The 21,036-nt window shown below is 41.0% G+C and carries 20 protein-coding genes; 5 read left to right on the forward strand and 15 right to left on the reverse strand.

Annotated features, from left to right (window positions below; translation table 11 throughout):
- Window positions 1-233 precede the first annotated feature (233 nt).
- From mdh to dnaE, 11 genes are all read right to left on the reverse strand, one after another.
- Window positions 234-1,178, reverse strand: coding sequence for a malate dehydrogenase (gene mdh, locus ACQKKO_RS12040; RefSeq protein ID WP_498647471.1), 945 nt, complete (start codon window positions 1,176-1,178; stop codon window positions 234-236).
- Between the two features lie 44 nt (window positions 1,179-1,222).
- Entirely contained in the window at window positions 1,223-2,539 is a 1,317-nt protein-coding gene (gene icd, locus ACQKKO_RS12045; protein WP_498647474.1) for an NADP-dependent isocitrate dehydrogenase, read from the reverse strand.
- Between the two features lie 48 nt (window positions 2,540-2,587).
- Window positions 2,588-3,703 carry a citrate synthase gene (citZ, locus tag ACQKKO_RS12050; RefSeq protein WP_498647476.1) on the reverse strand — a complete coding sequence of 372 codons (1,116 nt, stop codon included), beginning with the start codon at window positions 3,701-3,703 and terminating at the stop codon, window positions 2,588-2,590.
- Between the two features lie 183 nt (window positions 3,704-3,886).
- The gene (locus ACQKKO_RS12055) at window positions 3,887-4,360 is read right to left on the reverse strand and encodes a DUF441 domain-containing protein (protein WP_498647478.1); all 474 of its coding nucleotides are present in this window, start codon (window positions 4,358-4,360) and stop codon (window positions 3,887-3,889) included.
- A 117-nt stretch (window positions 4,361-4,477) separates the two neighbouring features.
- Complete coding sequence (locus ACQKKO_RS12060; protein ID WP_498647480.1) at window positions 4,478-4,873, reverse strand: FxsA family protein; 396 nt, start codon at window positions 4,871-4,873, stop codon at window positions 4,478-4,480.
- Window positions 4,874-4,941: 68 nt separating this feature from the next.
- Window positions 4,942-6,696, reverse strand: coding sequence for a pyruvate kinase (gene pyk / locus ACQKKO_RS12065; RefSeq protein ID WP_498647483.1), 1,755 nt, complete (start codon window positions 6,694-6,696; stop codon window positions 4,942-4,944).
- Between the two features lie 62 nt (window positions 6,697-6,758).
- Window positions 6,759-7,718, reverse strand: a complete 960-nt coding sequence (gene pfkA, locus ACQKKO_RS12070; RefSeq protein ID WP_498647485.1) for a 6-phosphofructokinase — start codon at window positions 7,716-7,718, stop codon at window positions 6,759-6,761.
- Window positions 7,719-7,879: 161 nt separating this feature from the next.
- The gene (gene accA / locus ACQKKO_RS12075) at window positions 7,880-8,842 is read right to left on the reverse strand and encodes an acetyl-CoA carboxylase carboxyl transferase subunit alpha (protein WP_498647488.1); all 963 of its coding nucleotides are present in this window, start codon (window positions 8,840-8,842) and stop codon (window positions 7,880-7,882) included.
- A gap of 19 nt (window positions 8,843-8,861) precedes the next feature.
- Window positions 8,862-9,710 carry an acetyl-CoA carboxylase, carboxyltransferase subunit beta gene (gene accD / locus ACQKKO_RS12080; RefSeq protein WP_498647490.1) on the reverse strand — a complete coding sequence of 283 codons (849 nt, stop codon included), beginning with the start codon at window positions 9,708-9,710 and terminating at the stop codon, window positions 8,862-8,864.
- A 283-nt stretch (window positions 9,711-9,993) separates the two neighbouring features.
- Window positions 9,994-11,229 (reverse strand): NADP-dependent malic enzyme, encoded by a 1,236-nt coding sequence (ystJ, locus tag ACQKKO_RS12085; RefSeq protein WP_498647492.1) that lies wholly within the window; start codon window positions 11,227-11,229, stop codon window positions 9,994-9,996.
- 174 nt (window positions 11,230-11,403) lie between these two features.
- Entirely contained in the window at window positions 11,404-14,730 is a 3,327-nt protein-coding gene (gene dnaE, locus ACQKKO_RS12090) for a DNA polymerase III subunit alpha (RefSeq protein WP_498647494.1), read from the reverse strand.
- A 99-nt stretch (window positions 14,731-14,829) separates the two neighbouring features.
- Between dnaE and ytrH the strand changes: the two genes are divergently transcribed.
- From ytrH to ACQKKO_RS12105, 3 genes are all read left to right on the forward strand, one after another.
- On the forward strand, window positions 14,830-15,162 hold the full coding sequence (gene ytrH, locus ACQKKO_RS12095) for a sporulation membrane protein YtrH (RefSeq protein ID WP_479822362.1): 333 nt from the start codon (window positions 14,830-14,832) through the stop codon (window positions 15,160-15,162).
- A complete protein-coding gene (ytrI, locus tag ACQKKO_RS12100) occupies window positions 15,162-15,668 on the forward strand; it encodes a sporulation membrane protein YtrI (protein WP_498647497.1) in 507 nt (168 codons plus the stop codon). The genes ytrH and ytrI overlap by 1 nt, the downstream gene beginning before the upstream one ends.
- An 87-nt stretch (window positions 15,669-15,755) precedes the next feature.
- Entirely contained in the window at window positions 15,756-15,968 is a 213-nt protein-coding gene (locus tag ACQKKO_RS12105) for a YtzJ family protein (protein ID WP_479822366.1), read from the forward strand.
- Between the two features lie 45 nt (window positions 15,969-16,013).
- Here the strand turns inward: ACQKKO_RS12105 and ACQKKO_RS12110 are convergent, their stop codons facing one another.
- Complete coding sequence (locus tag ACQKKO_RS12110; RefSeq protein WP_498647501.1) at window positions 16,014-16,946, reverse strand: DHH family phosphoesterase; 933 nt, start codon at window positions 16,944-16,946, stop codon at window positions 16,014-16,016.
- A 100-nt stretch (window positions 16,947-17,046) separates the two neighbouring features.
- Between ACQKKO_RS12110 and ACQKKO_RS12115 the strand changes: the two genes are divergently transcribed.
- Window positions 17,047-17,334: a YtpI family protein gene (locus tag ACQKKO_RS12115; protein WP_498647502.1), complete on the forward strand. Its 288-nt coding sequence runs from the start codon at window positions 17,047-17,049 to the stop codon at window positions 17,332-17,334.
- A gap of 62 nt (window positions 17,335-17,396) precedes the next feature.
- Here ACQKKO_RS12115 and ACQKKO_RS12120 read toward each other — a convergent pair whose 3' ends face one another.
- The 3 genes from ACQKKO_RS12120 to ACQKKO_RS12130 form a co-directional block, all read right to left on the reverse strand.
- Window positions 17,397-18,701: a DRTGG domain-containing protein gene (locus ACQKKO_RS12120; protein WP_498647504.1), complete on the reverse strand. Its 1,305-nt coding sequence runs from the start codon at window positions 18,699-18,701 to the stop codon at window positions 17,397-17,399.
- Between the two features lie 83 nt (window positions 18,702-18,784).
- On the reverse strand, window positions 18,785-19,030 hold the full coding sequence (locus ACQKKO_RS12125) for a hypothetical protein (RefSeq protein WP_498647506.1): 246 nt from the start codon (window positions 19,028-19,030) through the stop codon (window positions 18,785-18,787).
- An 82-nt stretch (window positions 19,031-19,112) separates the two neighbouring features.
- Complete coding sequence (locus ACQKKO_RS12130) at window positions 19,113-19,796, reverse strand: metal-dependent hydrolase (protein WP_498647508.1); 684 nt, start codon at window positions 19,794-19,796, stop codon at window positions 19,113-19,115.
- Between the two features lie 128 nt (window positions 19,797-19,924).
- Here ACQKKO_RS12130 and ACQKKO_RS12135 point away from each other — a divergent pair, with 128 nt between their 5' ends.
- Window positions 19,925-21,034 carry a M24 family metallopeptidase gene (locus ACQKKO_RS12135; protein WP_498647510.1) on the forward strand — a complete coding sequence of 370 codons (1,110 nt, stop codon included), beginning with the start codon at window positions 19,925-19,927 and terminating at the stop codon, window positions 21,032-21,034.
- The last annotated feature ends 2 nt before the right edge of the window (window positions 21,035-21,036 follow it).

Below are 21,036 nucleotides of genomic sequence, written 5' to 3' on the forward strand. Positions count from 1 at the left end.
CACTAACCAGCGGACGGAATGGTCGGCCGACTCCTAAGGGATCTAAGGGCAGGGTTGAAATGAACTGGCTCATGCCAGGTTAGTTCAACGCCCTCCCTAGGAAAGCGTGCCGATCATTCCGGGAGCGGCATATAGTCTCACATCACGGTTCTAGTGTTTTAACATTTTTAGTTTTAAGCAATACGCAAAGAAACAAGCCACACGAAAGCATGACTTGTTTCTTTTTGTCCGAATTATTCGTTTGGCAGAGCTTCCATTACACTTCGAACAGAGTCTACTGAGCGATCTAATTGGTTCTTCTCATCCTCTGTAAGGTCTAGCTCGATAATCTTCTCAATTCCGTCTCCACCGAGAATCGTTGGGACTCCAAGATATAGATCGTCATAACCGTACTCCCCTTCAAGATAAGCAATCGTTGGTAACACTCGCTTTTTATCTTTAAGGATTGCTTCAACCATTTGAGTAAGAGAAGCAGCTGGTGCGTAGTATGCACTACCATTTCCGAGTAAACCGACAATCTCTCCGCCGCCTTTACGAGTACGCTCAACAATTTCACTAATACGCTCCTCAGAAAGTAAGCTTTGAAGCGGTACGCCACCTGCTGCCGAATAACGAATTAATGGCACCATGTCGTCTCCGTGTCCACCCAGCACAAATCCAGTAATGTCCTCAACGGAAATATTTAGCTCCTCTGCAATAAACGAACGGAATCGTGCTGTATCAAGCACACCAGATTGACCAATAACACGATTTTTCGGGAAACCCGATTCCTTGTAAACCGTATATGTCATGGCATCGGCCGGATTTGTAAGCACGATGATATAGCAATTAGGTGAGTGTTTCACAACTTCTTTTGTCACAGATTTCATGATACCGGCATTTGTGCTAACAAGATCATCACGACTCATGCCCGGCTTACGAGCAATGCCAGCTGTAATAACAACGACATCAGAGTCCTTTGTATCTTCATAGCTTGATGTGCCAGTAATCTTTGCATCTGTCCCTTGAACTGGCGTTGATTCAAACATATCTAACGCTTTCCCTTTAGTTGGTCCTTCCATATTCGGAATATCAACAAGAACTACATCTCCAAGCTCTTTTTGAGCAACCATAAGAGCGGTTGTAGCTCCCGTAAAGCCTCCACCAACTACTGAGATCTTTCTGCGTTTAATAGCCATTTGCTGTTCACTCCTTTAATCGATATCATCTGGTTCACTGCAAATTATGAGAGGTTTTTAATTAGTTCATCTGCAAAACCTGAGCATGAAACCTCAGTTGCACCATCCATCAGTCTAGCGAAATCATACGTTACCACTTTGCTAGCAATGGTTTTATCCATAGAGTTCATGATCAGATCAGCAGCTTCGTTCCAGTTTAAGTGGCGAAGTAACAGCTCTCCTGATAATAGAACAGAAGAAGGGTTCACTTTATCAAGACCAGCATACTTAGGTGCTGTTCCATGAGTCGCTTCAAAGATAGCATGTCCAGTGTCATAGTTGATGTTTGCTCCCGGAGCAATACCGATTCCACCAACCTGTGCAGCTAGTGCATCAGAGATGTAGTCACCGTTTAAGTTCATTGTTGCAACAACATCAAATTCTTTTGGACGAGTCAAGATTTGTTGTAAGAAAATATCAGCAATTGAATCTTTTACGACAATCTTACCTGCAGCTTCAGCTTCAGATTGTGCTTTATCTGCTGCTTCTCTTCCTTCTGCTTCAACAATCTTGTCGTACTGAGCCCATGTGAATACTTTATCACCGTACTCACGTTCAGCAAGCTCGTAACCCCAAGATTTAAATGCGCCTTCAGTGAACTTCATGATGTTTCCTTTATGAACAAGTGTCACGCTCTTACGTCCTTCAGTTAGAGCGTAGTCAATAGCTGCACGAACTAGACGCTCTGTTCCTTCTTTGGAAACAGGCTTAATTCCGATCCCTGATGTTTCAGGGAAACGAATTTTCTTAGCTCCCATTTCGTTTTTCAAGAATTCGATCAGCTTTTTCACTTCATCTGATCCTTCTTGATATTCGATACCAGCATAAATATCTTCAGAGTTTTCACGGAAAATAACCATGTCTACATCTTCAGGACGTTTAACTGGAGAAGGAACTCCTTCAAAATAACGAACCGGACGTAAGCAAGTGTAAAGATCAAGCTCTTGTCTAAGTGCTACGTTTAAAGAACGAATTCCACCACCAACTGGAGTCGTTAGAGGTCCTTTAATTGCGATTAGGTATTCACGAACGGCATCAAGCGTTTCTTCTGGTAACCAGCTACCTGTTTCGTTAAACGCTTTTTCACCAGCTAAAATTTCTTTCCATACAATTTTCTTTTCGCCATTATATGCTTTCTCAACTGCAGCGTCTAATACGCGAGAAGCTGCTGCCCAGATATCAGGACCAATTCCATCTCCTTCGATATAAGGAATAATCGGCTCATTTGGTACATCCAACACACCATTGTTTACTTTAATAATCTCTCCACTAGACATAATATAGACCTCCTGAAAAGTTTTGACCGACGCATGATCGGACATACTGAAAATTATATGTACTAGGAGGGGTTCCCCTCCTGTAACACCTTATTAACGTTGCTCCAAAGGAACAAATTCTTGCTTACCAGGTCCAACATATTCAGCTCTTGGACGAATTAAACGGTTATTTGCATATTGTTCAAGAATGTGAGCTGTCCATCCCGATGTGCGACTAATCGCAAAAATCGGAGTAAATAAATCATGATCAATTCCTAAACTATGATAAACACTCGCAGAATAAAAGTCTACATTTGGAAGAAGACCTTTTTCATTGGTTACGAGTTCCTCGATACGTACAGACATATCATACCACTTTGTTTCACCTGTTGTATCCGTTAATTGCTTAGACATATCACGTAAAAACTTCGCACGCGGATCACCATTTTTATATACACGATGTCCAAAGCCCATGATCTTTTCTTTGTTGTCAAATGCGTTCTTAATATACGACTCTACTTGATCCACATCGCCAATCTCAGAAAGCATTTTCATCACTGCTTCGTTCGCTCCCCCGTGTAGAGGACCTTTAAGAGCTCCAATTGCTGCAGTTATACCAGAATAAACATCTGATAACGTCGCAACACAGACTCTCGCTGTAAAGGTAGAAGCATTTAATTCATGGTCCGCATGAAGAACAAGGGCTTTATTAAAGGCCGTGACTTCAAGGTCATTTGGTTCCTCGCCTTTAAGCATATAAAGGAAATTAGCAGCAAAGCTTAAATCCGGGTTCGGTTTTACAGGCTCCTTACCTTGGCGGATTCTAGAAAACGCTGTCACAATCGTTGGGATTTGAGCTTGAATGCGTAAAGCTTTTGAACGATTTGCTTCTTCTTCCATCTTGTCCGCATCAGGGTCGAACAACCCTAGTGTTGAAATGGCTGTACGTAAAACCGCCATTGGATGAACCTTATCTAAAGGTAAGGCCTTTAATTGATCTATCACTTGTTCAGGTACTTCCGCATGATGGGCAAGTTCATTCGTGAAATCTTTTAGTTCATCTTGATTTGGTAATCGACCGTTCCAAAGAATATAAACAACTTCTTCGAAACTAGCATGTTCAGTCAAATCGTTAATGTCATAGCCTTGATACGTTAAAACATCATCAATAATTGAACTTACACTAGACGTTGTAGCTACAATACCTTCTAAACCTTTTGTAGTAGTCACGCAGATCTCCCCTTTTTAATCAAACTTTAATGTGCTAAAAAGTAAATGCTTTCATTTCAGTTTTCAGAGATTCTATTACTAATAGAAAATTGTCTCATCCATTCTCATTTATCTTACCTTGACTGTCATTAATGCTCAATAAAAGCGACTTCATTTTTTATGAAACTGAAGGATACGTAGATGTTATCCACCAAGATTCATAAAAAATGTGACCGCCTTCATTGTTAGATACGCAACACCGGCCCCAATTAATGGACCTACTGCCACTCCATTCAAAACAGCAACAGCAAAGATGGTTCCAATGACAAGTGCTACCGTGATATGTGGGTCATTTTGTAAGAGATCTATTCCATTTGCAGCAATTAGCGCAACGAGTACGCCTGAGCCAAGCGCAATCCAGGCATAGGATGACTTAGCGGCCTCAGCAAGATGTTTAAAACCAATGTCACCTGTTGCGATTGGTGTTAATACAGCAATCGTAATAACGGTTACACCAATATTTAACCCTTTTTGCTGAAGAAGCGGGAATAGCTTATCTCCAAGCCCAATCCATTTCACAACAAGCAAAAATACAACAGCAATCAAGAGCGATTGATTTCTCGCCACGATTGCAATCCCCATTAGAATCAACATAAACAAGGTGGCATGAGAAATCAAAGTATGGACCCAACTTTCCTCTTAGCAATTCATAGTTATCATATCACAGTTTAATTCATTCCGCTATATCTGTCGATTGGAGCAGAAACTGCCAGCCGAAGTAAGGATATTATACATTTATCGACGGGACCTAACAATAACCTGTCCTTTTTGAAACAGATGATACATCCACTTTACTGCTAATGCCTTAACAGCCGCTCTTGAGAAGGGAAGAAACAGCAGAATTCCAATGAAATCCGTTAAAAATCCCGGAAGAAACAGACATAAAGCACCCAGAAAGACGCAAATTCCATCTAATACGGCTCCAGTTGGTGGTTGGCCACTTCTTGCCTGCATCTTCATTAGTCGGACAGCTTGTAATCCTTCTCTTCTAGCAAGTAGAATGCCAAGAAGACTTGTTGCTATCATTAAAGCCATTGTGGTCCATATACCCACCCATTGAACCATAAAATAAAACCCAACTATTTCAATCGCAGGGACTATAACTGCTAATGCTACAATATATTTTTTCATTCAAAAACTCCTCTAATTGAAAAATGAAGATAAAAAAACTGGAGAAGGAAATCCTTCTCCAGCATTTATTATAGTACACTCGCGTGGCCTCTGTAAATGTCACCGCGTGCTCCATCAACAGTCACTTCTTCACCATCAACGAATAGTTTTAAGGCTCCTTCAACTCCAACAATGACTGGTGTAGCAAGATTTAATCCAACTACCGCCGCATGAGAAGTTAAGCCGCCTTCCTCTGTAATAACCGCTGCTGCTTTTTCAAAGGCAGGGATCATATCTTTGTCTGTGCTGTACGTAACAAGGATCGCGCCCTCAACCATTTTCTCGTTTGCTTCTGCAGCTGTTGTGGCAACAACAACTTTACCAGATGCAGAACGGCGGCCGATTCCTTGACCTTTTGCAACAACTTCACCGATGATATGAACCTTAAGTAGGTTTGTTGTACCAGGTTCACCAACAGGAACACCTGCAGAGATAACAACAAGATCACCTTGATTGATACGTCCAGACTTTCTAGCTCGTTCAACCGTTGATTCTAGCATTTCATCTGTTGTTCCAGCTCTTTCACCTAGAAGCGGCTCTACACCCCATACTAGATTCAATTTACGATACTCGCGTTCGTTACCAGTAACCGCTAAGATTGGTGACTTTGGACGATACTTAGAAGCGATACGAGCCGTATAACCACTTTCTGTCGCAGTTAGAATAGCTGCTGCGTTAAGTGTTTCAGCAGTGAATACAACCGATTGGCCAACTGCACTCGTAATAGAAGGCTTGGCTTCTTTCGTTTTTCTTCTCAAGATCGCTTCATAGTTCAGAGCTTTTTCTGTTCTTGTTGCGATATTGTGCATCGTTTGAACAGCTTCTACAGGATAGTCTCCCGCTGCCGTTTCACCTGATAGCATAATTGCATCAGTGCCATCAAAAATAGCATTTGCCACGTCACTTGCTTCTGCACGAGTTGGACGAGGGTTACGTTGCATGGAATCAAGCATTTGAGTTGCTGTAATAACAGGCTTTGCAACGGCATTACATTTTTTGATAAGCATTTTTTGTACTAATGGTACCTCTTCAGCTGGAATTTCCACACCAAGGTCTCCACGAGCAACCATTAAACCGTCAGATACTTCAAGGATTTCGTCAATGTTATCGACACCCTCTTGGTTTTCAATCTTAGGAATAATCCCGATTGAATGAGCATCATTCTGCTCTAGTAATTCACGAATTTCTAGTACATCCGATGCTCTGCGCACAAAGGAAGCAGCAACAAAGTCAACGTTCTGCTCAATACCAAATTTAATGTCTGCTGCGTCCTTATCTGTAATACCAGGTAAGTCTACACTTACATTTGGAATGTTACAGCCTTTTTTATTTTTAAGTACTCCGTTATTCAGTACTTTTGTTTTGATTTCATCTTGTCCAATTTCCAATACTTCAAGACCAATTAGCCCATCGTCTAATAAAATGGTAGAGCCTGGTTCTACATCATTTACAAGACCTGGATATGTAATCGAGATCTTTTCGCAGTTTCCGACTACTTCTTTCATCGAAACGATTAACTCTTGACCTGCTTTTAGTTCTGCTACTCCACCTTCAAGTGTTTGAGTGCGGATCTCTGGTCCTTTTGTATCTAAAAGAATAGCGACGGTTTTTCCTGTTTTCTCTGAAGCTTCACGAATGTTTGTAATACGAGCACCGTGCTCTTCAAAATCCCCATGAGAAAAATTCAATCTCGCCACGTTCATTCCCGCTTCAATTAATTGAACCAGCTGTTCTACTGATTCACTTGCAGGTCCTATTGTACATACAATCTTTGTTTTACGCATAAATTCCTCCTGAATGATTAGATGTTTACTTTACTATTTTAAATCAAGAAACCCGTACCCTTTTAGATAGACAGTTCTTGAGATAACATGTACATGTCTAAGTCTACTGTATGCTTTTTAGATAGCGCTTCGTCAATATCATGATAGACAAGCTTGTTCTGTTGAATACCTACCGTTACACCTGATTTTCCAGCAAGTAATAGATCAACAGCTTTTGCTCCCAAACGGCTAGCAAGTACACGGTCAGCTCCAGTTGGAGAACCGCCACGTTGAATATGACCTAGTACCGTTACTCTTGTCTCCATATTTGTTGCTTCTTTAAGGCGTTGTCCAAACTCCATACCGCTACCTACGCCTTCAGCTACAATAATAATACTATGTTTTTTGCCACGCTCTTGTCCACGTTTTAATCGGTAAGTGATTTGGTCGAAATCATAGTCAGCTTCTGGAATCAAGATTGTTTCTGCTCCATCCGCAAGTCCAGCCCATAAAGCCAAGTCTCCTGCATGACGACCCATCACTTCAATGATGTACGTACGCTCATGTGATGTAGCTGTATCTCGAATTTTATCAATCGCATCAATGACCGTATTTAAGGCTGTATCAAAACCAATTGTAAAGTCAGTTCCAGGAATATCGTTATCAATCGTTCCAGGCACACCAATTGTCGGGAAGCCATGTCCTGTTAGCTTTTGAGCTCCTTGGAATGAACCATCTCCACCAATGACAACTAAACCTTCTATGCCAAATTTCTTTAATTGTTCGATTCCTTTTTGCTGGCCTTCAAGCGTTTTAAATTCCTCGCAACGTGCTGTATAAAGCATCGTTCCACCACGATGAATGATATCACCTACAGAGCCAAGCTCCATTTTCTTAATATCTCCAGCAATTAAACCAGCATAACCGTAGTAAATCCCGTACACTTCTATATCATGGTATATCGCTTTTCGCACAACTGCACGAATTGCAGCATTCATACCTGGAGAATCTCCACCACTTGTTAATACACCGATTCTTTTCAAACTATTTCCTCCTTCACTCACTCGAAAAAACATTCAACATGTTTCTATTCTATTTTATCATGCTCTCAATTAAAAAAAATACCATGTTCATATAAAGAATACAAACTTTCATCAAAAAAAGAAGGATTCTTATGTCAAGAATCCTCCATTCTCCTATCTATTCACAGTATTTCTATTGAATGGCTACCCATTAGCTTATACTTTTCGTGTCTTGATAAAAGAAGTTCGTCCTCTGTATGCACACTTAATGCTTGTAATGATTGTTCAATGACTCGACCAATACTTTCAGCCTGTGTCTCAACATCCAGATGCGCGCCACCTTTTGGTTCATAGATAATTTCATCTATCACTTCAAGTCTCTTTAAATCTGGAGCCGTAATCATCATCGTTTCTGCAGCTCGTTGTGCTTGTGTTGAATCCTTCCAAAGCAATGCTGCCGCACCTTCAGGAGAAATCACAGAATACGTGGAGTTCTCGAGCATATGAATGTGATCAGCTACGCCTAAAGCAAGAGCGCCACCACTTCCACCTTCTCCGATGACAATGGATATAACAGGTACTTTTAACCCAGCCATTTCAAGAAGATTACGTGCAATTGCCTCACTCTGTCCACGTTCCTCTGACTCTTTCCCCGGGTCTGCTCCTTTTGTATCAATAAAGCAAATGATTGGTCGCTTAAATTTCTCAGCCTGCTTCATTAATCGTAGAGCTTTGCGGTACCCTTCTGGTCTTGGTGATCCAAAGTTACGACGAATGTTTTCTTTCGTATCCTTGCCTCGTTGGTGTCCAATCACAGTAACGGCCTGACCATTAAACTTTGCAATCCCACCAACAATAGCTTCATCTTCACTAAACAACCGATCGCCGTGAAGTTCAATAAAGTCCTCAAACAAATGGTTAATGTAGTCAAGCGTAGTCGGTCTCTTGCTGTTACGTGCAATTTGAACCCGTTCCCATGGCTTCAAATTGCCGTAAATTTCTTTTTCCAATTCGTGCAGACGATCTTCCATCCGTTTAATCTCTGCAGATAAATCAATGTCCTTCTCATGCGCAAAGGTTTGTAGTTCTTCTATCTTCTCTTTTAATTCATTTATTGGTTTTTCAAACACCATTTCATTTCCCATTAGTACGTGACTCCCTTCTTTAGGACGGCGTGTGCATGTCTAGAATTTTTGTGAGTGTTTCTTTCATATCATGTCTCGGGATAACTTTATCTAGTTGTCCATGCTTTAATAAAAACTCCGCCGTCTGAAAGTCTTCTGGAAGTTCTTGTCTTGTTGTTTGTTCGATGATTCTACGTCCCGCAAATCCAATTAATGCACGAGGTTCTGCGAAATTATAATCACCTAGAGAAGCGAAACTTGCCGATACTCCTCCCGTTGTTGGGTGTGTCATAATAGAAATATATAATCCACCCGCACGGTTCAGCATCTGAAGAGCTGAGCTTGTTTTGGCCATTTGCATTAAGCTTAAAACACCCTCCTGCATACGTGCACCACCAGATGCTGTAAACAAGATAAGAGGTCGATTCAGTTCGATCGCTTTTTCAATTGCTCGTGTAATCTTTTCTCCTACAACTGTACCCATGCTTCCCATACGGAAACGAGAATCCATAATAGCAATGACTACGGGAAACGAATTAATCGTTCCTTCTCCTGTTACAACGGCTTCGTTAAGCTTCGTCTTTTTCCGATCAGATTCTAGCTTTTCTTCATAACCAGGAAAATTAAGAGGGTTTTTACCAATCATTCCTTTGTCATATTCGACAAATGAGTTTTCGTCGAGTAAAAAGTCCAGACGTTCGTACGCACTCATCCGATGATGGTGACCACATGAAGGGCAAACCTGTAAATTCTTTTTGAAATCCTTCGTATAGAGAATGGTTCCACAGTTTTGACATTTGGTCATTAAACCTTCTGGAACTTCTTGCTTCGCTCTTTCAGAAGGAATCGTCGCGTACCTTTTTTTCTTTGAAAATAAATCTTTAAGCATATTTGCACCTCACTAGCATCCGACAACCTCCTAGAGGATTGTCAATCGCTGAACAAGTAGTAGTAGGGTCTCTTAAAAAAGAGAGCCAGATAAAACATATACAATATAAATTCTAAAAATAATATATAAGAACCACATGACAATTTCAATCAAACTAAAAAAGAATGATTTACCTTGACTATATTCTATGACCGGTCCAAGCATTCCTGCCGAAATCAATTATAACATACAACAAGCCGGCGGTTATCCTCCGGCTTGTTGTATGTATAATCTATCTTGTGTGTTAGTCGTTAATTAATGTTAACTCTCTTGTACGCGCTGCTACTTCTTCAGGATCCACTTTAATTCTAGCAACACCTGTTTCCATCGCTGTTTTTGCTACTGCTGCTGCTACAGCTGGTGCTACACGAGCGTCAAATGGTGCCGGAATCACGTAATCTGTTGTTAAATCGGATTCATCAATTAAGTTAGCAATCGCATAGACTGCTGCCACTTTCATTTCTTCGTTAATATGTGTTGCTCTTACATCAAGTGCACCACGGAAAATTCCTGGGAAAGCCAACACATTATTTACTTGGTTCGGAAAATCTGAACGTCCTGTACCAATAACCGATGCACCCGCTGCTTTTGCATCTTCTGGCATAATTTCTGGAACTGGATTAGCCATGGCAAAAATGATTGGGTTATCGTTCATGCTTTCAACCATTTCTTTTGTGACAGCACCTTCAGCAGATACACCAATAAAGACATCGGCTCCTTTAATGACATCAGCAAGTGAACCTTCTTGACGTTTTGCATTCGTATGTTTAGCGACAGAATCCTTAATTGGATTCATCCCATAGGATCTACCTTCAAAAATAGCTCCTTTTGTGTCACACATTACAATTTCACGTACACCCATGCTTAGCATTAATTTGATAATGGCAATCCCTGCAGCTCCAGCACCGTTTGCTACAACTTTAATTTCAGAAAGCTTTTTGCCGCTTAATTTAAGCGCATTAATTAATCCAGCAAGGGTTACGATAGCCGTTCCGTGTTGATCATCGTGGAAAATGGGTATATTTGTTTCTTTCTTTAATCTTTCTTCAATTTCAAAACAATCAGGAGCAGCGATATCTTCGAGATTCACCCCACCAAATGTTGGCTCAAGAAGTTTAACCGTTTGAACGATCTCGTCGACACTGTTTGTACGTAAGCAAATTGGAAATGCATCTACACCAGCAAAGGACTTAAATAGTACTGCCTTTCCTTCCATTACAGGTAAAGAAGCTTCAGGACCGATGTTTCCAAGCCCAAGTACTGCTGTACCGTTACTTACGACTGCAACCATGTTTCCTTTCATCGTGTATTCGAATACATTCTCAACATCTTCAAAAATCTCTTTGCATGGCTCTGCTACACCTGGAGAATAAGCTAAGCTTAGGTCTCTAGCATTTTTGACTGGAACTTTCGCTTTCGATTCTAATTTCCCTTTGTTTATTCTGTGAATGTGTAGGGCTTCTTCTCTTGTCGTTGGCAAAATATCCACTCTCCTCTTTTTTTATATACGCTGACCTATACCGGGTCCATCCTTTAACAAACACATTTATTATAAACAAAAGTTTCGGACCCGCCAAGTACATGGAAAGCTAAGTTCAGAAAATCTCAATTTTTTTAGTTTAAAAAGTCTATGAATCTCTTATTTCTTTTCTCGTCATTGTACAACAAGATTCTCTTCTCCAACAATGTGCTTTAATCTAGTCAGAAGAGGTTGATTCAGATCAATATTATACTCATTTGATAGTGCTTCTCTTTCGTTTGTATCCTCAAAAAAAAGCACGACTGGGGTGTTCCCCTTTGACTCTAAAAGCACGGGCTCAATTTGTGTCCATTGGCTGGGTAACTGTTTATTTAACCGGATAAACAGACGTTTGTTATGTCTTCCCTTTAGTTTATCTAACGGGACTGCCTGATCCATAATAAATTGCTGTCTATCACGGCTATCATCCATTTTCCCTTCAAGAAAAAGCAGACCATTTGGCTTTAGTAGTTCTCCACACTCTTTCCATGCTTTAGGAAAAACAGTCACTTCGCAATGACCACTCTCATCGCCAAGCTTTAAGAATGCCATCGGGTCTCCTTTTTTGGTTGTAATTCGACGTACATCTTCTACCAAACCCGCGATTCGCACCTTTCCTTTTTTCGTAATGGCTTGTTCAATTGTCACGCGATGATACTGACTTAACACCTGTTTGTATTCACTAACAGGATGTCCGGACAAATAAAAGCCAAGTGCCTGCTTCTCATACATCAGCTTTTCTGTAGGAAGCAGAGGCACAGCCTCTAAGTAATCAGGCAAGTCAGGATTAAGTGTGAATAATCCTTCTGTTTCTGCTTGAAACTCTCTTACGCTTTCTCCGTACTCAACCGCCTCATCTAACGAATGCAACAGTGTGGATCGCTCGAGTTCCCATTCGTCAAATACACCTGCTTTAATCAAGCTCTCAAGCGCTCGTTTAGACACAATCTGTGGATGTAGCCTTGTACAAAGATCAAATAAATGTTCAAATGGCCTTATTGAACGCTCACGAATTAATTCTTGTACTGCACCTACACCAACATGTTCAATAGACAGCAATCCAAACCGAATTCCCTTCTCATCATTTGTAAATAAGTGTCCACTTTTACTAATAGATGGAGGTAGTATCGTTTGTCCCTGTTGCCTAGCTTCGGTTAGGTATAATGCTAACTTCTCTTGATTATGCCATACAGATGAAAGAAGTGCAGTATAAAATGCTGAAGCATAGTGGGTTTTTACATACGCAAGCTGATAACTTAAAAGACTGTAAGCAACCGCATGACTTCGATTAAACCCATAATTTGCGAATTGTTCAATTAATGTGTACGCACGTGTGGCAGTGGACTCATCGTACCCAAGATCAATTGCACGAGAAACAAAATTCTCCTTTTGTTGATGAAGCGACCCTTCGTCTTTTTTGCTGATGGCCCTTCTGAGAAGATCAGCCTCAGCTAATGAATAGCCAGCAAGCTTTGCTGCGAGTTGCATGATTTGCTCTTGATAAACGAGGACGCCGTATGTAGGCTTCAGGATCGCTTCAACATCTTTATGCAAATAATCAATCGTTCGCTTCTGTTGTTTCCCTTCAATGTAAACGGGAATATAATCCATAGGACCCGGTCGGTACAAGGCATTCACCGCAACGATATCTTCAAATTCAGTAGGTTTTAGTCGAGTTAATACACTTCTCATCCCATCAGATTCCAATTGAAAGATTCCAGTTGTATTCCCACTTGCAAGTAATGCGAACGTCGCACGGTCATTTATTGGGAGATCCTGGAGTGAGAACGATTGCTTAGTTTGTTGCTTGATCGTTGCTGCAATTGTTTCGAGCAGTGTTAAATTTCTGAGACCAAGAAAGTCGAACTTTAACAATCCAATCTCTTCAACAACCTCCATAGAGGCTTGTGTTAGGGCTACACGGTCCCTACCTCTTTGGAGCGCTACTCGATTCGTTAACGGTTCCGCACTTATAATGACGCCAGCTGCGTGTGTTGAGGTATGTCTTGGTAACCCCTCAATGGTTTTAGCCGCATCTATTAATGTTCCTGCTTCATGATTATCGACATAAAGCTGATAGAGCGTTTTGCTTTGATTAAGCGCCTTTTGAATCGTCATTTTCGGAGTTGCTGGTACTTCCTTTACTACTCGTTCAAGTAACCCTGGTTCGGTCCCCATTACTTTTGCAGTCGCCCGCAGCGCAGCCCGTGCTGCAAACGTACCAAACGTAAGAATTTGCGCCACGTGATGTGAACCATATTTATGTTGGACATATTCAATTACTTCGTCACGACGGTGATCTGGAAAATCGATATCGATGTCTGGAAGCGTAACTCGTTCAGGATTCAAAAATCGCTCAAATAACAGATTGTAGTGAATAGGATCTACATGTGTAATATATAAGCAATACGCAACGAGTGATCCAGCTGCCGAGCCACGTCCCGGACCAGCTAAGATGCCTTCGGTTCTGGCAAACTTCATAAAATCCCATACAATTAGAAAATAGTCGTTAAAGCCCATCTCATGAATAACTGATAATTCGTATTCTAACCGTTCCTTGACAGACTCCATGTTCGATTGATTCGTATATCTTTCACGTAAGCCTTGCTCACATAACGAGCGTAAATAATCTGATGATGACTGAGCCGCAAGTGGATATTTAGGTAGTTGACGGTCTAAAGGTAATGAGAGATTGATTGAATCAGCTAGCTCTTCACTATTTTGAAGAGCCTGCGGAAAAGCATGGAACCATTGAGTCATCTCATCAGCAGATGGTAAGCTACCATCTTCAAGCTCAATTTGATCTGGATGAATCTCTAGATCAATTGCTCGCAACAACTTGTAGCTTGAATGATCTTCTTTGTTTAGATAACGTACTGGTTTAGCCGCAATCAAATGAATATTCTCCTGCTCGGCAAACATCGCTAACTGGTTCTGATACGTCTCATCGCCGTCCAACATTAATTCGAGATACCACGATTGTTGAGCACCTCGCCAACTATCCATCCATTGGACAATCGACTTTTGATTGTTCGCTTTAATCCACCGAGACACAAATACTTGTTTATAGGGAATAATCACGGCACAGTCTGTAACCTCAGCTGCTAGCCACTCTTGCTTTGTTATATATTGCTCACGATCTTCTTTCATTCCAAGCATTGTGGCGAGCTCTAATAAGTGTCGATAGCCTTGATTTGATTTCGCAATCACACGAAGAGGGAAGGATTCATCATGACCTTTCTTAGTTGGTTCAGATACGGTAATTTCCATACCAATGAGTGGTTTCATACCATGGTTCACACATGCCTGATAGAAAGGAACCGCACCATACATCACGTGATGATCAGTCAGCGCTAGCGCACTATACCCACGCTGTTTAGCGGTTTGAACAAGTTCATCTATCTGTATAGATGAGTTCAATAAACTGTATTCACTATAGATCGCGGTCTGAACAGCACCCATGTTTTCATCCTCCTTTCTTTAACTAATCAATAAACTGTCATACTTTTAATAGCTTGACTCATATATATAAGGACGACCCTATAAGAGGAGGCGCCTAAATTGACGAGAGAAATGCTTGCAACACTTGTAATTGATTTCTTTGTTGCATTTGGTGTCATTATTGGTGGTGCATTAATAGGCGGTATTGGGGCCTTTTTACTTGGAAAGCCACCGTTACTCGCCATTCATAATTTAGCAGGTAGTTTAAAGATTTGGGCCATTGTCGCCGCTCTTGGAGGCACCTTTGATGCGATTACAACGCTTGAAAGAGGCCTTTTCAGTGGAATTCATGATGATATTTACAAGACACTTATGATGGTGTTTGCAGCGTTATGTGGAGCGCACACAGGTACAATCTTAATTCAGTGGATTGTTGGAGAACCTTTATCATAATGAGAATTCCATCTAACGTGTCACGACCTGGCTGGTTACGTTTTTTTGCTGGAATCATGCTCGGTAGTATTCTAGGGTGGGTCTTCTTCTTATACCAGTATGGGCAGATTTATGATGGCCTGATCGTTACACGTATTCAACAGGACTTAAAGATTGAAACGCTTCAGGAACGTATTGAACAGCTTGTTAGTGAACAAAAAAGTCAAAATGCGGATAACCAAAAAAAGCTTACCATTCAACAAATCGAAGTTCATTTTAAGATGGATTCACGGCTAAGTCTTGATCAACTAACCCTTTATGACATTCGACAGTCCATTTTATCAGAGCTTGCCTATTTAGAACGTAAAGATATAGAGTCCGTTCACCATACAAAAGATTTACTCATACGTACCATTGAAAATAAAACCTTTACGGTCGAAGATAAAAACTATCGAGTGAAAATTAATGAGGTGTATTTATTTACAACCTTGCATCTTTATGCCGAAATTGAAGTGGATCATCGTTAATTTATCTGAAATTTCATCAAAAGACTGGATTTAGCTTACTTTTCCTTTATACTAGAATATAGACATGAGGTTAGGAGGCCATCCACTATGGACATGACTGGTAAAGATATGGTCATTAATCGTAAGGATATGGCACGAAAAAAACTTGCAAAGCTTAAAGCAGGTCAAAGTGCCTTCGCAGAAACAAATGAAGTTGCTGATCTCCTGCGGAAGCTTGCTAAGGAAGATGGCGTGGCTTTCCAAGAAGATCATACCGATTTAGGCGCATGGTTTATCCCTGAGACAGAGAAAAGTGAATAAGAGAGTAAGGAGAGGACTTCTGCTGAAGGCCTCTTTTTTTGAATCTTAATGACTCTCACAAGCTTGTATAAGCTTACTCACAATCTCATCTGTTTCTTCCCAGGAATAAGCCGTTGCTCCAGAAGCCAAAGCATGGCCGCCACCCTGATGCTCTGCAGCAATTGTATTAATAACAGGTCCACGTGAACGTAACCTTACCCGAATTCGGTCCTCTTCTTCCACAAAAAAGACCCAGGCCATCAGCCCTTCTACTGATGAAAAGCTATTAATTAATTGGGAAGACTCGTTACTTGTCACATTGAATTGTTTGAGCACTTCTTTTTGTAGCTTCATTACACCTACCTGGCCCTCGTAGATTTCGAAATGCTGTAATACATACCCTTCAAACCGCGTCATTTTTAGCTCTCTTTTATAAAGTTCTGCATAAAAAGCATTTACATCAATCTCTTGTTCTAAAAGCAAGGCTGTGCGGCGTAACGTTTCTGGCTTTGTATTTGGATATCTGAACCTGCCTGTGTCCCCGACAATGCCAGCATACAATAATAAGGATGAGCTTTTTGATAAATGCAGGGACTCAGACTGTTCCACCAGTTCAACAATCATCTCACTTGTGGAGCTTGCTGCAACATCTACCCATACTATATCACCATATGGCTCTTCGTTTGGGTGATGGTCAATCTTAACGAGCTTTGCACCTTTTTCGAATCGGTCGTCGCTAATTCGCTCTTTTGTTGCACTGTCACATACAATCACAAGTGCTCCTTCATAAACTTCATCAGAGATCGTATCCATTTCACCTAGGAATTGAAGCGATGGCTCAACGTCGCCTACCGCGTAAATTTGTTTCTCAGGATAAGAATTCTTTAAAAGCTCCGCTAACCCCAATTGTGAACCTAGTGCATCAGGATCAGGTCTGATATGTCTGTGTATAATGATCGTATCATGTGCTTGAATAAAATCGACTATGTTGCTCTTCATTTTTAATAGCTCCTTTGAATCATTTAGTGTAAGATCTAGTAATTTCGAACGTGTCACGCTACAATGCAAGTATGATCTGTTTTTTTAGGGAGGGTGAACAATGGACAAGCTATTAATTATTTTAATTGTTTTAACCGGTGTCTTTTTTCTCTATAACCGCATCCAAGCATGGAGAAAACCCGATTCATTAATTAAAAAGATTTATGAAACGCGTTCCAGGCTTTTTCTTGGGGTGTTCCTACTTGTATTCAGCTTAAATTTACTTATTATCCCTAGAGGAATCATTGATATTATCATTGGACTCGTGTTAATTGTTTTTGCACTTGCCAATACCATTTATGGTTATAAAGCATATAAACACTATATTGCTCAGGCAGAGCCGTCTTGAATGAAAACCGTTGAACCCATAAGCCATATGATTGGCTTATGGGTTACTGTTTTTTTATCCAATCAATCAATTAATTGAGCCATCACGAGTGCCTTTCCTACGATTCGTTCCGCGTCATAAAGCTCTACATCTATTTTTGCGTGCTTTCGCCCTAGCTCCAGGACATTTGGAATGACTGTGATTAAGTTGTCAATTTGAACTGGCTTTAAAAAGTACAAGGTCATGTTTTCAACCACTAAGTCACCTTTAGAACGAGACCGTAAAACCCGACTCCCTGCTTCTGTTACCAGTGTGGTCATCACCCCATAAGAAACCGTACCAAGATGATTACTCATCTGTGGCGAGATTAAACATTGATACTGACCTTCTAGACCAGGAACCTGTTCCATTCGGCTGACTACAATGTCTTCAATCGTTTCTCCTACTTGTGGCTGGCGTTGAATCATCTGCAACGCTTTTAAGACGTCCTGCCTGCTCACAATACCTGTAAGATGATTTTGGGTATCAACAACCGGCAGCAACTCGATTCCTTCCCAAACCATGACATGAGCAGCAGAAGCCACAGATGTTCGCTCGCTCACCGTTATTGGGTCAGCTGTCATCACTTTGTCGATGGTCGTTTGTTTTGAAATGTCTACTACATCCTTAGCAGCAATCATTCCCTTAACCTTTGTAAGCTTGTCCACAACAGGGTAACGACTATGTCCAGTTTGTTCGTTAAGCTCATGCCAACGATGAACCACATCGTCTGTATAGAGCAACGAAGTCTCTTCTAGTGGTATGAGAATATCGTTTACCAAGACAATTTCTTTTTTTATTAATTGATCGTAAATCGCTCGATTAATCATGGCTGCTACTGTAAATGTATCATAGGTCGTTGAAATGATAGGTAAGTCCAGCTCATCTGCTAATTTTACAATATGAGGATCTGTATCAAAGCCCCCTGTGATTAAGACGGCCGAACCGGCTTCCAATGCAAGCTTGTGTGAGTCATAACGGTTTCCGACGATTAATAAGTTACCTGCAGTAACGTAACGCATCATCGCATCTTTTGTCATCGCGCCAATCACAAAACGATTTAGTGTTTTGTGCAAGCCCTGTTTTCCACCGAGAACTTGACCTTCAACGATATTAACGATTTCGGCATATGTTAGTTTTTCAATGTTTTCTTTTTTCTTTTTTTCAATTCGAATGGTCCCTACACGTTCAATCGTGCTGACCAGACCTTGATTCTCCGCTTCTTTTATTGCCCGATATGCTGTACCTTCACTTAAGGAAAGAGCTTTGGCAATTCGGCGAACCGATATTTTCTCGCCCACGTGCAATTGCGTTATGTAATCAAGAATTTGCTCATGCTTTGTAGCCATCTGCTCTCACGCCCTTATTCTTCCAGCTCATCAATCATTCATGTATAGACTTATTATACGTCTGAAAGAATAGGGCTTCAAGTTCATTCGTATTCGTTTTGTCTGACTCTGGTAGGAACCGTTTCACTTTTCGTTTGCTGTTGAGCTTGATTCTTAGGATGCGAGCGAATCCAAGCAAACAGATTACTCAGTAAGACCACTCCTGCGAATACAATCCAACTAAGCGCAAACCAACCGCTCACTCCTCCCTCTCCTAAAGGTAAATATTGAATCCCGTATGAGATTAGAACCCCTGCTAGTAACAAACAAATGAGATATCGCTGTTTCAATTGTACTCACTCCTTTTCTGCTATCCTATGTGAGCTTGTACAAAAAAAGACCAGCCTTTAGCTGGTCCGAGTCTTGCTATGATTATAATGTTAGTTCGTCACCTGGCTGCATCACTTGTCCTACTCCTGCTTTAAGCCTCGAAACAAAATCATCAGGATTTTGTTCTATTCCAGGAAACGTGTTGTAGTGAATCGGCACGACTGTTTTGGCTTGAACCCACTCTGCCGCTGCTGCCGCATCCTCAGGTCCCATCGTTAATGTATCTCCAATCGGTAAGAAAGCAAGATCAATGCTGTTGCGCTCACCAATCATTTTCATGTCTCCGAATAACGCAGTGTCTCCTGCATGATAAATCGTTTTTCCTTCTGCTGTAAAAAGAATTCCTGCGGGCATGCCTGTGTAGACAATGGTTTGATTTTCTTCATCGATCGCAGACGACCCATGAAAGGCTTGCGTTAATTTCACTTTGCCAAATTCAAACTCATGCGCTCCACCGATATGTAGCGGCTGCGTTTTCACACCTTTCCATCCTAAATAAGTAGCCAACTCAAAGGTACCAATCACTAATGCGTCATTTTTCTTTGCAAGTTCTACCGTATCCCCCACATGATCATTGTGACCATGAGTAAGCAAAATGACATCTACTTTTTGATCTTCAACCTTCAAATCGGTTTGTTCGTTGCCGTTAATAAAGGGATCAATTAAAATCGTTGTCCCATTTGTTTCAATTTTGACAACTGAATGTCCGTGGTAGCTTATCTTCATACGCTCATCTCCCTTTTATCAAAATCATCACTCTTATCTCTAACCGATAATCTGCTCTTTAAAACGCTACATTCGTTCGACTTCAACGAATTATGGTAAAGTAGAATAAACAACAAAGGAGGATCATCATGTCACTCACACGACTCGAAACCATCCAACAAGCCCTTCGTGATCAACAGATTGCTGCAGCTTTTATTCAAGGCAAGGAAAATGTATTCTACTTAACTGGGTTCCGAACGGATCCGCATGAACGAATTGTTGCCCTTATTATTTTACCAAATGAGGCACCTTTTTTGATTGTACCAGGCATGGAGAAATCTTTGGTTCAAAAAGCAGGGTGGACAGGAGACATCCTTACATACAGTGATACGGATAATCCTTGGACTGTTCTTGGACAGGCTTTATCACGTTACTCTTTAAAGGGAGATTCGTTATGGGTAGAAAAACGCCTCATTCCTCTTGAAAGAGCCGAGGCGCTTCAAGCTCTGTTTGGCATGAAAGAGATGCATGATGCTGAACCCACTTTAATGAGTTTACGTTCAATCAAATCAGAGAAAGAAATAGCTGTTTTACGTGAAGCTGCTGGCCTTGCTGACCTCGGTGTCAAAATTGGTGTTGAGGCGATTGCTGAAGGACGTAAGGAAATTGACATTTTAGCAACGATTGAATATGAATTAAAACGAAAAGGCATTACAGAGATGGCTTTTCAAACAACCGTAATTAGTGGAGCAAATTCTGCCGATCCACACGGAAAACCGGGCATGAAAACCATTCAACATGGAGATCTTGTATTATTTGATCTTGGTGTTGTACTTGATGGTTATTGCTCAGACATTACCCGTACGGTGGCTTATGGTGACTTATCTGATGAACTTCGCCATGTGTATCAAACGGTATTAGAAGCGCAAACCGGAGCAATCTCCCTCTGTAAACCAGGAACAGAGCTTGGAGCTCTTGACCGGAAAGCTCGCTCTACCATTACAGAAGCAGGATTTGGAGAGTACTTCCCGCATCGACTTGGTCACGGATTAGGTGCTGACGTCCACGAGCTGCCTTCAATCAATGAAACAAATACGGAAACACTTAAAGCAGGTATGACATTCACCATTGAACCTGGTATCTATCTACCAAACAAAGGTGGCGTCCGTATTGAAGACGATGTGTTGATTACTGAAGATGGCTATGAGCTATTGACGAAGTATCCAAAGGAATTACAGATTGTGAAGCCAACGAGCTAACA

Origin of the sequence: Alkalihalobacillus sp. NPDC127517, from assembly GCF_050276055.1 — a bacterium.
Taxonomy (GTDB): Bacteria; Bacillota; Bacilli; order Bacillales; family Bacillaceae_D; genus Alkalicoccobacillus.